The sequence below is a fragment of the Apilactobacillus kunkeei DSM 12361 = ATCC 700308 genome (assembly GCF_001281265.1).
GTDB classification, from domain to species: domain Bacteria; phylum Bacillota; class Bacilli; order Lactobacillales; family Lactobacillaceae; genus Apilactobacillus; species Apilactobacillus kunkeei.
In genome coordinates this window covers 54,234-69,269 of record NZ_JXDB01000001.1, presented here as the reverse complement: position 1 = coordinate 69,269, position 15,036 = coordinate 54,234, and the positions used below count along the sequence as shown (strand labels likewise).

11 protein-coding genes and 1 tRNA gene are annotated in these 15,036 nt (G+C 34.3%); 4 read left to right on the top strand and 8 right to left on the bottom strand.

What is annotated here, in order from left to right; translation table 11 throughout:
- The first annotated feature begins 9 nt into the window (after positions 1-9).
- Positions 10-1,137 (top strand): collagen binding domain-containing protein, encoded by a 1,128-nt coding sequence (locus tag RZ79_RS00300; protein ID WP_054449510.1) that lies wholly within the window; start codon positions 10-12, stop codon positions 1,135-1,137.
- A 1,181-nt stretch (positions 1,138-2,318) separates the two neighbouring features.
- On the opposite strand, the gene RZ79_RS00295 is transcribed toward RZ79_RS00300, so the two are convergent.
- From RZ79_RS00295 to yycF, 8 genes are all read right to left on the bottom strand, one after another.
- Positions 2,319-3,110 (bottom strand): sulfite exporter TauE/SafE family protein, encoded by a 792-nt coding sequence (locus RZ79_RS00295; RefSeq protein ID WP_053794931.1) that lies wholly within the window; start codon positions 3,108-3,110, stop codon positions 2,319-2,321.
- A 160-nt stretch (positions 3,111-3,270) separates the two neighbouring features.
- Positions 3,271-4,083: a sulfite exporter TauE/SafE family protein gene (locus RZ79_RS00290; protein WP_054449509.1), complete on the bottom strand. Its 813-nt coding sequence runs from the start codon at positions 4,081-4,083 to the stop codon at positions 3,271-3,273.
- Between the two features lie 188 nt (positions 4,084-4,271).
- On the bottom strand, positions 4,272-5,486 hold the full coding sequence (locus tag RZ79_RS00285) for a S1C family serine protease (RefSeq protein WP_054449508.1): 1,215 nt from the start codon (positions 5,484-5,486) through the stop codon (positions 4,272-4,274).
- A gap of 58 nt (positions 5,487-5,544) precedes the next feature.
- Positions 5,545-6,357 (bottom strand): MBL fold metallo-hydrolase, encoded by an 813-nt coding sequence (locus RZ79_RS00280; RefSeq protein WP_054449507.1) that lies wholly within the window; start codon positions 6,355-6,357, stop codon positions 5,545-5,547.
- Between the two features lie 21 nt (positions 6,358-6,378).
- Positions 6,379-7,200 carry a two-component system regulatory protein YycI gene (locus RZ79_RS00275; RefSeq protein ID WP_054449506.1) on the bottom strand — a complete coding sequence of 274 codons (822 nt, stop codon included), beginning with the start codon at positions 7,198-7,200 and terminating at the stop codon, positions 6,379-6,381.
- A gap of 17 nt (positions 7,201-7,217) precedes the next feature.
- Positions 7,218-8,516, bottom strand: coding sequence for a YycH family regulatory protein (locus RZ79_RS00270; protein WP_054449505.1), 1,299 nt, complete (start codon positions 8,514-8,516; stop codon positions 7,218-7,220).
- Positions 8,506-10,362 (bottom strand): cell wall metabolism sensor histidine kinase WalK, encoded by a 1,857-nt coding sequence (walK, locus tag RZ79_RS00265; protein ID WP_054449504.1) that lies wholly within the window; start codon positions 10,360-10,362, stop codon positions 8,506-8,508. The genes RZ79_RS00270 and walK overlap by 11 nt, the downstream gene beginning before the upstream one ends.
- A gap of 26 nt (positions 10,363-10,388) precedes the next feature.
- On the bottom strand, positions 10,389-11,099 hold the full coding sequence (yycF, locus tag RZ79_RS00260) for a response regulator YycF (protein ID WP_162200339.1): 711 nt from the start codon (positions 11,097-11,099) through the stop codon (positions 10,389-10,391).
- Positions 11,100-11,457: 358 nt separating this feature from the next.
- Between yycF and RZ79_RS00255 the strand changes: the two genes are divergently transcribed.
- From RZ79_RS00255 to RZ79_RS00245, 3 genes are all read left to right on the top strand, one after another.
- A tRNA-Lys gene (locus tag RZ79_RS00255) sits at positions 11,458-11,530 on the top strand.
- A gap of 903 nt (positions 11,531-12,433) precedes the next feature.
- Positions 12,434-13,705, top strand: a complete 1,272-nt coding sequence (locus RZ79_RS00250) for an HNH endonuclease (RefSeq protein ID WP_054449502.1) — start codon at positions 12,434-12,436, stop codon at positions 13,703-13,705.
- A 2-nt stretch (positions 13,706-13,707) separates the two neighbouring features.
- On the top strand, positions 13,708-15,036 hold the full coding sequence (locus tag RZ79_RS00245) for a class I SAM-dependent methyltransferase (protein ID WP_054449501.1): 1,329 nt from the start codon (positions 13,708-13,710) through the stop codon (positions 15,034-15,036).

Genomic DNA, 15,036 nt, shown 5'->3' with positions numbered 1-15,036 from the left:
ATGAGGATTATGGTAAAGAAAGTAATTAGCCTACTTGTCTTTGCTTGTTTGGGATTGTTCTTTTTTAATGTATCAGCTCATGCCGATGACATTACAAATCAAATCAATTCCTCATATCAAGTTTCAGACAGCCAAGGTAAAGATGTAACTAGTCAAAATAATTTGGATTATTATACACAATATAAGTTGAAATACCATTGGAACATGGGAGATAACGTTGGTGTTAAGGAAAACGACAGTATTCAATTAAGCATCCCTCAAAACGTTAGAGTTGATGGAGCTAACAGTTTCCCAGCTTACAATACCGACAACGTTGCAGTAGGAAATGTTAACGTCAACAGCTCTACCGCAACTCTTACTTTCAACAGTAGCTTGATGGATAAGAAGATTAACCGCCAAGGTGATATCAACTTGAACGTATCTGGTAAAAACATCGATCATACAAGCAAAAATTGGTTTGTTAATAAAACTGGTTGGTTTAAAAAAGATGATCATAAACAAGTAACTTGGAATGTTGCTATGAATCCTGAACATAAGGATCTTAAAGATGTTAAATTGACTGATTCACTAGGAAATAACCAAAAATACGTTGCGGGTAGCGTCAAGGCAACTTCTGGTTACTGGGACGAAAACAACAACTTCATCCCTGATAATAAGGCAGTTCCTGCTATCACTGTAAATCAAGTAAACAACAACCTAGAATTTAGCTTTGCTGGTGCATTCAACAACGGTATCAACCTAACTTATGATACTGATGCTAATGGAAATCCTGATGGTGATGTTTACAAAAACACTGTTGCTGTTTCAGGTCAGGGAACTGAAAACAATGCTAATTCTTCAGTAACTGCTGCTGTTTCATTTGGTGGAAATGCAGACGTTAAATATGACAATGCAAAACCAAACGATAATAACAACAACAACAACAATGACAATAACCAACAACCAAATAACAACTGCAGACCTCACAAATGGGGATGTGGATGGATTTGGAGTTGGAATTGGTGCCATCCTGTTTATTCAAACAGAAGTTATGGATTATTCAATTGTATCGACAAATGGGTTACTGGTATTTACAACTGGTTCGTCCCAAGTACTTGCCGTTTCTTTGGTGCTAATGGATTCTTTTCACACTGGTAAAGAATAAATAAAAAAGCTTATCCCGTTTAGGATAAGCTTTTTTAGTGCAATATAATAATGATCTGAATAATAATCATAATCGAGAATGCTTTTATTATAAGGAATGAAAAGTATTACGATTTTGGGATAAATCTGCGTGACGGAGATGCATCACCGATTGCTTAAATTCTCGAAATAACTACCAATTGCTTTTTGATCATTACATCTTAATAAAAGAATTGCCACTTAAATACATCTTTAAATGCAGCATCTAAATACTAGAGAAGGTTCAACAACTTTTAAAAATGAAATTCATACGAAACTGTCATTATCAAAGCTTACGTGTACGTTATGAAACATAACTTAATAAATGATTGGGGGAATTTACTATCATGTGTGTCTACCATCACACAAAACAGTACATAATCATATGAATCAAAAATAATAAATAATAGCTAAACACTATGTGTCCTAATGGATCCACCTCAACCAATAAAAGGAGCAATGCTAATAGATAAAAGCATCACAATAATCCTACCAAATCATTGTTGCTAGATATCCATCGCAAAGTTATTGATGAGAAATAGTCTCTCAAGTTAGACTATTTATTCCAATTAAGAAGTAATCAACGAAAAGTGCATTATTTAGATTGCTTAAATTGTTTTAGGTTCATGTATTTTACATACAACCCATAACAATATGCATTTTCGATATAAACAACATATTGATTCATCATTCAACTACCATTCGTCCACCGAATTTTTTCATCGCGCGTTCTAGAAAAAAATAAGAATGGTAATTAAATCAATATATTAAATATAGAGATTATAAAGATGTAAACTCCACAAAAATGATCATCTGTGTGCATCACTTGAGGAACAATTTTGTATTGTAGCACCACTTTTACATAATTTGTAGTTATAATTCAGTTAAGTTTTAATTAATAATTACAAGACTGAAACATTGCAACATCACCTTTTATCATTTAACTCTTAATTTTAATTTTCAGTCTTGTACGGCATAATCACAAAAAACGTAATGGATAAACTTAGTATTAACTAATAGCAAGAAGATTGAATCGTGCATAAAGTAATTTCCTTTTTTTACTTATAAATATAAATAGTCTTTAATTATCAATTTTAACTTTTCTAAAATTACTCACATTTTAAGCACAAAAAAAGAGCAAACTTTTTTCGCTCTTTTTATAGGAAGTGGATATGATAAGCTGAAACAAATTGAGTATAAGCTAAAATCAAAGCCAAAATTCCAGTCGCAATCTTAATGAATTTAACTGGTAGCACACGCACAATCTTAGGTCCAATATATCCACCAATGAAAAAGCCAATTCCCAGCGGTAAAACCAAGATCCAAACAACATGGGAAAAAAGTGAATAGTAGACAGTAGCAACAATGTTTGCAGCTCCCATCGCAACATTTCTAATTGCGTTGCTTACAGTGTATTCGTTATATGTAGTTCTAGTTAGTAGGACTAATAATAAAATTCCTGATGCAGCGCCAAAATATCCACTGTATGCACCAATTAAATATGTAAGGACAATGATGGCGATATTCTTTAACCAAGTCCATGGAGTATCTTTTTTGGCTGCAGGATTAAAGTTCATCGCACCCTCAGTATTTTCATTAATTTCTTTCTTGTCAGGAAGCAAAATCATTAAACCACCAAAGGCAATAAAAAATGGCACAATATGAGTAAAACTAGATGATGGTAACGCAGTTAGCAAAATAGCTCCTGTAATTCCACCAAAGAAGATGATAACCATAATCTTAAATAGTTCCTTCCAGTGACCTCTAAGCTCACGGGTGGAAGAGATACATGATCCGACGGCATTAAACATTAGTGATGCCTTGTTAACCACATTTGCAGAAACGGCTGGTAGGCCAGCAAAGTATAGCAATGCAGGATAGGATACTAGTGATGATAACCCAGTGACCGTTCCCAATATTCCTGCCAAGATACCCACAGGAATAAACAATAAAATAATCCAAATACTTACACCTAAAATAGTAATGACTTCTCATCTCTTTTTCTTCTAAAATAAAATCATAATTTCATATTAACATTTTTCGAATAAAAGAAAAGGATAAAAAAAGCACCTACCGTTATAAATAACAATAGGTGCAAAAATTTCATCTTTAGAAGAAGTAGAATAAGTGAATACCGTAAGCTGACACGAATTGAGTGTAAGCTAGGTATAGCGCTAAAATACCAGTAACAATCTTGATTAACTTAACTGGTAATACACGAACAATCTTAGGTCCAACGTAACCACCAATTAAGAAACCAATACCTAGAGGAATAGCTAGTGCCCAGTAAATGTGGGTGCTACCGTGTTGACCATACTTGAATGAGTATAGAATAGTACCGATAACGTTAGCTGAACCCATGGCCACGTTTCTGATTGCGTTGTAAACAGGGAATGGATCTTTACTTGTTCTTGATAGAACAGCTAATAGGATAACACCAGCAGCAGCACCGAAGTAACTACCGTAGATACCAATAGCAAAGAATAGAACAATCATACCGAAGTCTACAAGCATTTTCTTTGAACCAATAGTTGGTTCTTCAACTACTTTAGCAGTAGGTGCCTTAGTAGTGTCCTTACTTGGTAATAAGATACCAATACCAGCAGCAGCAATAAATACAGGTACTGCATATTCAAAGTCCTTTGATGGTAAGAATGTTAATAGAATAACACCAACGATACCACCAAAGAAGATGATAGTCATAACTTTAAATAGTTCCTTCCAGTGTCCATCTAATTCGCGCTTAGATGAAATACCAGAACTTACTACGTTAAATAGTAAAGCGGAAGTATTAGTAATATTTGCTGAAATAGGGTTTAAAGCACCCCAATATAATAACGCTGGGTATGAGGCAAGTGAAGCTAGTCCAGTTACTGTACTTAAGATACCGGCAACGATACCAACAGGGATGAATAATAGCAATGTCCATACACTAAAACCAAAAATAGTGATAATGAAAAACTCCTTTATATATATCAATTTAAAATCCGATATATAAATTTATACATCTTATTTAAATTAAATACAACCCCTGAAAAACGCTAAAACGCTGACAATGTCCAGCATGTCAGCGTTTTCATAACTTTAAATTTTTTTCAATTTATTGCATGTTATTGATTAATTTTCAATTGAGAAGTACTTTCCGTCAACTTAATGCTTCCGGTCTTTAGTTTTCCGTCTCGATAGTACTTAACGCTTACTGTTGATCCGAGCTTTTGACTGTATAAAATGTTCTTAACTTCGTCTTGGCTAGAAATCTTCTTGCCAGCAAGTTCAACAATCACGTCATATTTCTTCAATCCAGCATTTTCAGCAGGACTATTCTTGGTAACTGTGTAAACCACAACCCCATTTTCAACGGATGATGGTAATTTTAGAATTGATTTTTGTTGGCTAACGGCAATGTTAGTTAAATCCACATATTGAATTCCAAGAGCCGGACGTTCAATCTTTCCGTTCTTCACCAGTTGGTTAATAATATTAACCACTTCGTTACTTGGAATAGCAAAACCAATTCCTTCAACACTAGTACCTTCACTATCAGAAGCTAACTTCATTGAGTTAATACCAATAACTTGTCCAGCTAAATTAATCAATGGACCACCCGAGTTCCCTGGGTTGATAGCTGTATCAGTTTGAATTACTGTGGCGGTGTTTCCAGTAGCTTGGCCATTTGACCCAGTCAAAGGCACTTCACGTTTCTTAGCGGAAATGATTCCTTGCGTTAATGATGAAGCGTATGCAGAACCTAATGGTGAACCAATTGCTAGAGAAGTTTCACCCACCTTAATGTTGTCGGAATTACCAAATGAAGCAACTGATTTAATCATGCTTCCGTTAATCTTTAACACAGCTAAGTCGGTCACACTATCGGTACCAACCACCTTAGCCTCTAATTGTTTTCCATTGCTTAACAGCACTTGAATTGCTGAGGCCCCGGAAACAACGTGGTTATTAGTTACGATATAAGCAGCGTTACCGCTCTTCTTGTAAATCACACCAGAACCTTCACTGTTCGCCTCTAGTTTGCTAGAACTCTTTCCTAGCATCGAATCAAATGAGCTTGAACTAGTTGATTTTAAGTTAATTACAGAAACAACTGAATTTTTAACAGCTTGATATGCCTTTTCTGATTGTGATTGCACGTTAACTTTTAAATTAGATGTTGAAGCTGTTCCACCGGCGTTAGAACCAGTTGGTACGGCAACATCGACGCCAGTGCTTTGTAACAAGCTCGCACCACCATAGGCGATTCCACCACCCAATAGTCCAGCCACTAAAGCAATTAATCCTGTTTTTAAAACAAATCGGTCACTTTTTTTCATAAGGTTTTCCCCCTATCAATTTTATTAATCTTATTATATTAAATAATCTTAAATCAAACTAAAGTGTAAATAATTTAGATGCCTTTTCAACATCGGTATCTAATAAATCAAAATCGGTGCCTACCCCAAAATCATTTTCTTCTAACATTGATGCTACCGTTAGATGAGCTAACTCCTTCACGTTATTGTGATGGCTTCTATGCCCAATAAATATGCGTTTAGTATCATATCCGATACATTCCATCAATGAGTTAGCGCCATCTTCGTTAGATAAATGGCCCTCGTCACTCATAATACGCTGCTTCAATGACCATGGGTATTCCCCACTTCTAAGCATTTCAACGTCATGGTTACATTCTAAAACATATGCATTGGCATTATTGATAACACCGAAGATGTGATCTGAGATATATCCAGTATCTGTTAGAACAACGAAACTTTTATTGTGATGATGAAAATCGTAGAATTGCGCTTGAGCAGCATCATGAGAAACCGCAAAACTTTCGATATCGATATCACCAAAGTTCATTACCATATTTGGTGGGAAGATATTCTTTTGTTCGTTTGGAATCTCTCCAATGGTTTCATGCATTGCATCCCATGTTGGTTGGTTCGCGTAGACGTTAATTTGTGGGTAACGTCTAGCCAAAACACCGACCGCCTTACTATGGTCGGTATGTTCATGGGAAACCAACAACATGTCGACATCCTTCATTGAACGATTGATTGATTGCATCAATTTTTCAATTCTGACACCGCTCAAACCAGCGTCTAATAGTATTTTATGTTGATTAGTTTCAATGTAGGTTACATTTCCCCCACTTCCACTAGATAAAACACTAACTTTCATATCGTCTGTCTCGTTGTTCATTTTAATCCTCTTTCTAAAATTCTAATTAGTAGTCGATTGAGTCGCACTACTGCTATCCAAGATAGCACCGTTAAAGGCATTGATTCTCTTAACTACTACTGAAGAGGAATCTGAAGTGGTATATCCAATTACCCAGGTCGGAATTAAAACAATATTGTTCTTAATTGATAGTAGTTGGGTGTAGTATAAACGAACCCATTTAATTTTTGAATTATCCGGAATTTCGTTGTATTGGTATAGCCAGACTAAAGCCTTTGCTGGTGAAATGATATCAGTTTTTTCACGCAAAATACTAACATCATTCATATAACTCTGTGTATATCCTTCTAATAGATGATCATTACTAATGTTGAAGGTAACCTGACCATGTTTTGTACCATATAATAATCCGTCAGATGTTTTTTGTGAATACACAACACTGTTCTTGGTAGATAAGTCAGAATTGTACTCATATTCCGTGCCATGTGAAATGAAGCTAGACTTCTTCATCAACTTATCTAGGATGTCGCGATAGTCGCCGGAATATAGACCGATTGGTCGTTTGAAAGTACTTCTTAAAATGTGATTGGCGTAAGTCACCTTTTGATTAGATAACTTATTGACGTCGTTATTTAAAGTGTCATCGTTGACTGCGGATAGGTAGTATCCAGTTTGACCACTTGTAGATAGTTTAGGTGCTACAGTGATTTGATCATTTTGCATTTGCTTAATGATTTCGGTATCACTACCTTGATTACTGTTTTCGGTTTGAAGATGTGAGTTTTCTCTGAATAAAGAGAATAAGAAAACATCAATCATCACGAAGATAATCAAGAAGATGATTTGTATCTTTTTAAAGTCCATGTAGCTTTCCTCCTATCTTATTGTGGTCCTCTTGATAGCATTTGGGTGTAATTCATGTACTTACCGTTATATTTAACGAACCATGTTGGTTGGAGAGTAATCAAGATGTCAGATGACTTGGTATTACTCCATTGGTAAGCCAACTCGATGTCTGTAATCTTGTTGGCATTGTATCCGTGATTACGTAGACTGTTCAATAGGTCGTCGGTAGTAATTAGTTTAGTATCCTTACGTCCGGTTGGTACCGGGATTTGAAGGGTATTTAGTGAGAAGTTGTACTTCAAGGAAGTATTATCAACTAATCTCATTTCGATTGCCCCGTAATTAGTTTGGTCAAAGATTGGGAAACCTTCAACGTAGTTTCTGTAGACAACTTTAGAATTCTTAGAATCGTAATTGAAGAAACGAATGTTGGCCAATGTATCGCTAACTAATAGCTGGGAAATATTTTGATATGAAGCCTTCAAGAACTGGGTCATATTGGTAGAAATATTGCCCGGATGACTATCGTAGTAATTGACCTCGCCATCGTTTGAAAACGACAACTGACGAGAATTTTCGTCATTGTAAACAGTCGAGCTACGGTGACGTTTTACACTGATATCTTGTGAGTCTGATAGCAGTCTTGTCACGTAGTAATTTTGTGAAGTTCGATTAATCAAGTAGCCATATTGAGGCATGGTAAATGACTTATAAAAATCAATAAATGGTGTGTGGTTAATCATCTTCATCTTAACGGGAATTGCTCTGACATTATCCTCGATAACCTTTTGAATTCCCTTAACGTTAGTATCTGAGACGTGAATCTTGTAGACCTTGTAGTTGTGGTCTGAAAATAGGTAAATATCATTACTGTCGTCAAACGGAATCACAATTCGATTGATTGAAACGTTTGGTAATGATTTAAAACTCTTACTAATGTACTGGCTAACAATCTTTAGGTTCAAAGCATCCGGATAGTTTAGCATGACAGAATCGTCTGTATTTAGATACTTAAGGTAATTTTTTTCATTACTCTTTACCTCTGTAAACTTGGGATCCTTATAGTTGTTCATTTGTTGGCCAATTTCGGTGGTTAAGTTAACAGATTGGTTGGTTAGAACGTATTGCTTACCAGAGTCCTTGGTTCTAATCACCTGAGTTGGTGAATAGATGGTCGACATTGGTTTAGCATCAATCTGACTACTTTGCGTAGAAACCTTCTGACTTGAACGGTCGTAGTGAGCCGGATTAATCAAAATGGAGGCAGAAAGGGCAAAACTAACTACAACCGCGATTGTCAATAATGCCGGTAGTATAAAATATTTAATCTTCATCCCATAAATCCTCCTCGATTGGTTCGTATGGTAGTGAGATGTAGAAAGTAGAACCTCTATTTTCGGTACTTTCTACCCAAATCTTACCACCAAGTGCTTCAACCACTTCTTTGGAAATTGCTAATCCAAGACCAGTTCCACCTTGGGCTCTAGAACGCGCCTTATCAACACGGTAGAAACGATCGAAAATGTGTGGAATGGAACTTCTAGGAATTCCCAATCCTTGGTCTCTAACGCTCAAGATAACGCTGTGTTTGGTCTTGTATAGTGAACAAGTAATCACTCCCCCATCAGGAGAATACTTGATGGCGTTGTTCATTAGATTATCGATTACTTGAGTAAATCTATCGGTATCAACTTCTACCCATAGGTCTTGTTTAGTGAAACGACGTTCAATGCGGTAGTGCTTATTAGGCTTTTCGCTATTGTTGTCATCCGACTTAATAATCATGTCGAATCGATTCAAGATATAGTTGAACAATTCGGTGATGTTAACTAGTTCCTTATCAATCTTTTGGGTTCCAGAATCCATTCTAGACAAGGTTAACAGGTCGTTAATCATTCTAATCATACGGTCGGTTTCTTCTTGGGTAACCTTCAAGAAGTTAGGTGCAATCTCTGGATCCTTCCAGGCACCATCTTGTAATGCTTCAATGTATGAGTGAACACTGGTTAGCGGTGTTCTTAATTCGTGGGAAACGTTGGAAACGAATTCCTTACGGTCGTTATCAATCTTTTGTTGTTCGGTAACATCATGTAGCACACATACTAGTCCTGATACAAAACCAGAGTCTCTTTGAATTAATGAGAAGTGTGCGTGTAAGATTAAATCATGATCTTTATCCGAACGATCAATGATTGTTTCATCCGGGTTTTCGATTAAGTCACGTAGACTATATTCTTTTCTAATATCCAAAATGTCTAGGATTGAATTACCTAATGCATCTTGTTCAGTCGTTTCTAAGAAACTTGCCGCCTCATCATTCATGATGATGACGTATCCACGACGGTCGGTCGCAATAACACCATCAGTCATGTTGGTTAGAACGGAATCCAGTCTTTGACGTTCTGATTCAGTTGATTCTTGGGACTCCTCAACCTTAACTGAAAGGTTATTAACAGCATTGGCAAGTTGTCCTAATTCATCACGTCCATAAACGTGAACTTGACCGGAGTAGTCCCCTCGCGCAATTTGTAATGTTTGTTTCTTCATTTCATCAATTGGTTTAGTAATCGCCTTTGAAATAACGATGGAAATTAATAAACCAGATAGGATGGCGACAACAGCGGCAACAACGTAAATAACCGTGATTTGGTTAATTTCGTTATAAACAGTATTTAAATTAGCGTGCACGTAAACAACACCGACTAATTCGTTATTACTACTCTTGATTAGCGGTGTGATGACAGTATAATAACGCGAACTATCGCCCGGGTTACTAGTGATTGAACTAGATGAACGACGGTTGATAATCGCGTTTTTAATATCGGTTCTGAAGTTTTTTTGGCCAACAGAGCTTTGATCACCGACTTCGTTGGTTCCACGAATGGTGTTCTTAGCATCAACAACCTTAATTTCGGTGTAGTTGTTACTGTCAATATTAGATAATAATGACTTAATTTTTACGTTGGCATTGGCAATATTAGAGCTAGAAAGCTCATTCGTTAAGGTTGTGTTTACGTAAGTAGGAACCTGAACTTGTTTTTTAAATGAAGCCATATTCTTGTTTTCCAATTGGTTAACAAAAACGGCCCCAACAATTTCTAGGGTCACCAATAAGATTAGCGCAAGCACAAGCGCAATTTTAAAATGAATTGATTGAAAATACTTAATCTTACTATTCACCGCAAACTACTCCTTAGTTCTGTCGATTATTCTTGTTCTGAGTTACGTAGGTAGTACCCTACCCCACGTCTTGTGATTAGCCAGATTGGGTGACTTGGGTTGTCTTCAACCTTTTCTCTTAGACGACGAACAGTAACATCAACTGTACGAACATCACCAAAGTAGTCGTAACCCCAAACCGTTTGTAGCAAATGTTCTCTAGTCATTACTTGACCAATATGTTGAGCTAAGTAATGTAGCAATTCGAATTCACGGTGAGTTAATTCGATATTTTCACCACGTTTTGTAACAGTGTAAGCTTCTGGATGAATTACTAAGTCACCAATCTTGATATCCTTGTTTTCATTATCAGAAACTTGTCCATTGTCGTTGCTTGATTGACGACGCAAATTAGCCTTAACACGAGCAACTAATTCTCGGTTTGAGAATGGTTTAGTAACATAGTCATCAGCACCCAATTCAAGGCCTAAGACCTTATCCAATTCAGAATCTTTAGCTGTTACCATGATAATTGGCATATCGCGAGTCTTTCTGACTTCTCTAGCCACTTCTAGTCCATCAACCTTAGGCAACATTAAATCTAGGATAATCAAATCTGGGGATTCTTCTTCAACTTTTTGAAGTGCTTCTTCCCCATCATATGCAACTACAACGTCATATCCTTCTTTTTCTAAATTGAATTTTTCAATATCTGTGATCGGTTTTTCATCATCTACTACTAAAATTTTTGCCATAATATTCTATCTCCTTAACAGGAATTGATTTGTTTTTGTTTATTTTAACGTTAACGAAAAGCTATCACTTCAAGGATATTTATACTTTTATCTATTTTTAAATCGTTAACTTACTACATTATAACACGCTTGGACTTTTGTTTTCTAAACGTAATGTTCTTGCAATGAAGATTTAAAATATGACTTTTTTCCAAAAATAGGGGTTGTCAAAATAATAATTATCATGCTATTATAAATATCGTTGATTTGAGGCAAGGATTGATAAACAACTTGTTAATTAATTTTAAAAAAAGTGTTGCAATCCTTACTCCAACATGGTATTATAGTTTTTGTTGGTTGATAGCCAACAGATAAATATTTTGGGCAGTTAGCTCAGCTGGCAGAGCAACGGACTCTTAATCCGTGGGTCCAGGGTTCGATCCCCTGACTGCCCATAACTGATATAAAAGCTATCATGATAAGGCGTTAAAAACCTTACTATGATAGCTTTTTTGTTTCTCTAGGCATCCATTTAAAATGATTAATTGGCATTCAATGGCATTCATTTTGGCATTCACATATTAATTAGAATTTAGCATCATAATTAAATATTTTAATCGTGGGGAATGGGATGTAAGGCTATCTATATAAATAGGTAGCTTTTTATTTCGCATCATATAAACCCGTACGCTCTCATTTAACTAGTTCATTAGTATATATGTATGATTGTACTAACTAAATGAATTAGGTTAGCTGATTTTTAAGCATCCCTCACTGTTAATAGCACTGCGGACTAATTTTCGGCTGTAGCTTAATTTTCAGCACCAGTATATAAATCTCATGGACGGATTTTCGGCTACGAGATACTACTGCGTAAAAATACACACCAGTTATATAAATCTCACGGCGTAAAATTACGCCACCAAATAAAATAACTGCCTAACATGTCGTGATTTGATACATGTATTTATAATACCACCCCAATTTAGGTCGGTATTCCGACAATCCAATTATGGATGCTCAAAGTAATAGCATTCCATTTCGTTACGGTATTCAACTATCAAAGCGATTTAATTTGAAAAGTAGAGAATTACATTCATTGGTACAACACAGATCGGATTCGGGTTAACATATAGGTAAAACTGTGCCAAAATTTGACATAGGAACAGTTACAACGGCTATAATAAATATTGCTAAAACAAAAAACTATTCTCATCTTTAGTGAGATTATTGACATAGGCTCATAAAACAAAATAATACCTTCATATATCACTATTAAATTCAAATATTGATGGTTTTAACAATCCCTTAAGCGTTAAAATAGTAATGATATATTTAAACATTGGGGTGATAAAAATATGCCTAATTTTTATGGAGACTGGTTTCATTCTAGAACAGGTAGTCAACTATCTGAATTGGCAGCTATAAAAAAACTTGTGGAAGCAAGTAATAAATTTAAATTTATTGGTAAAAATTGGGGAGCAGATAGAAGAAATCCTAAAAATAAATGGATATACGATTTTTCTGCTCAAGCTAAAGTTGGTGATGAGTCTATACAACCATCTACAATGCAAACTAAAATTAGGAATTGGATTAGATTAGGATTTATAAAAGATGGTTCTCAACTTCCATTAAAGTGGACTCAATTAGGATTATTATGGTTTAACTCTATTAATCAAGGTAATGGGATGGATACTAATATTATTTACAGGCTTATAATTGCTAATGCATTATCTACATTTTCCTTTACACCAGGTAAAAAGGGATTTGATGATATACCTAATGAAGATGGCCTTATAATTAAAAACTTAATAAAGATAATAAAAAGTCATGATGGTTATATTAGTGAAGAAAATTTAAAATATTTGATTGATGGTGATACAGAAAGAAAAACTAGTAAAAATTATACTTACTGGAAAACCGATTTAATTAATTCTGGATTGTTTAAAGAAGATAGTAGTAACCTAGTTATTAATAATTATTTTAATGATATGATTATTTCGGTAGAAAATTATATTCCATCTGATTCATTAACAACAGAATCAATAAAAAATAACCCACTATCAAATGGTGCACCTTTTAGGAATGCATTAATTCAAGAATTTAAAAAATATGGATCTCCAGAACTAATTGATGCAGTATTAACAATATCTCATAGCAAGTCTAGTAATAATGATAAATCAATTGGTAATAATGTAATATCTAGGAAACAAATTAAAAGATCCCCAAAATGGTCCGAGTCAGTTAAGGATAACTACAGTTATAAATGTGCAATTCCTGGTTGTGATTCAGAAGGAAAGCTTTTTATTCAAGCTGCACATATAATGCCATTTAGTATTGATAAGCATGATTCTATTAATTATCATCGAAACGATGTAAATAATGGAATTGCACTATGTTTATCATGTCATAAATTATTTGATGCTGGATTATTTACATTTGATAAAAATGGAGCGGTTATACCATCAAAATTTATATATTCCAATGATGATGTAACTGGTACATTTAATCAAGTTAATATTATGAGAGTGCTAAATAGCAGAAATAAAAGTGTAAAAATACCAGAAAATATGGATTTAAATGAGGAATATATTTATTATCATGAAGAAAATATATTTTTAGGAGAATAGCGTTGTCAAATTATATAGATAAACAATACTTAGATAATTTAGAGTCTAAATACAATATAGTATCAGATGAGGAATATTCTAAGCTAGTTCATTTTCAAACTACTAATGATATCCCATTTCAAAGATGGTACCCGTATAGGGAAGGATATTCATATGAATTAGTAGATAAACTAATTAAGAAGTTTAATATTACTGGTTCAATATTGGACCCATTTGTTGGTAGCGGATCTTCTGTACTAGCTGCTAGATATAACAACTTAAAGTCATATGGAATTGACGTTAATCCAATATCTATATTTATAGCTAAAGTAGAAAACAGAAATTATAAATCAACAGATGTAGAGTATATTAATGAAGAAATATATAAATTAAGCAATATAAAACCAGATTATAGACATCGAACTACAGAGTTTAACTTAGCAGATAAATACTTTAATGATGATATTTTGCAATCGTTACTTCAAATAAGAGATTTTATAAATGATATTAGTGACGAAAAAATAAGAGATGTTTTTTTTCTATCATGGTTATCTGTAATAGAATCAGTTTCTAACGTAAAAAAAGAAGGGAATGGTTTGAAATATAAAAATAGAAAAAGATTAAAAAGCGGATATATAAATATACCAATAAAAGAATGGGAAGATGAACATTTTCCTGAAAATAAGTTTAAGTTTGTAAAAGATCAAATACTTAGTCACATAAACATAATTTTTAAAGACTTAAAAGACAATCGAATTCAATCACCTGAACCTAATTTTTATTTGGGTTCAGCAATGGATGATGTCCTTAAAGTTCCGGATAAAGTGGAATTAACAGTGTTTTCTCCACCTTATGTCAATTTTTTTGATTATTTTGAAATTCATAAGGTAGAATTATGGCTTGGACAATTTATTAATAGCCATGAAGAATTAAGAAAACTTAAAAGAACTGGTATGAGATCTAACGCTAGTGCAACCGTATCTAAAGAAATAAATAATCATGATGAATATGTAAATCATATAACAAATATACTGGCCAAAAAGAAATTATGGAGCAAAAAAATACCTGATGTCATTAAAGGTTATTTTGATGATATGGAAACGTTATTAAGAAATCTATTCATAAAAACTGATAAAAATGGAAGAGTAGCAATAGTAATTGGTAACTCAGCTTATGGAGGTATAATAGTACCTTCAGATTTATTAGTTGCTGAAATTGCTGAAAAAATTGGCTATAAAGTTGAAAACATCATCGTTACTAGACATCTAACTACTAGTTCACAACAAAGAAAATATCTAACTGATGTAATGAATTATATGAGAGAATCTATTGTGATTCTTAAAAAGGAGTAA

Coding starts and splice junctions, on each gene's coding strand:
- RZ79_RS00300 (WP_054449510.1), top strand. CDS start 10: ATGGTAAAGAAAGTAATTAGCCTACTTGTCTTTGCTTGTTTGGGATTG.
- RZ79_RS00285 (WP_054449508.1), bottom strand. CDS start 5,486: ATGAAAAAAAGTGACCGATTTGTTTTAAAAACAGGATTAATTGCTTTA.
- RZ79_RS00280 (WP_054449507.1), bottom strand. CDS start 6,357: ATGAACAACGAGACAGACGATATGAAAGTTAGTGTTTTATCTAGTGGA.
- RZ79_RS00275 (WP_054449506.1), bottom strand. CDS start 7,200: ATGGACTTTAAAAAGATACAAATCATCTTCTTGATTATCTTCGTGATG.
- RZ79_RS00270 (WP_054449505.1), bottom strand. CDS start 8,516: ATGAAGATTAAATATTTTATACTACCGGCATTATTGACAATCGCGGTT.
- RZ79_RS00250 (WP_054449502.1), top strand. CDS start 12,434: ATGCCTAATTTTTATGGAGACTGGTTTCATTCTAGAACAGGTAGTCAA.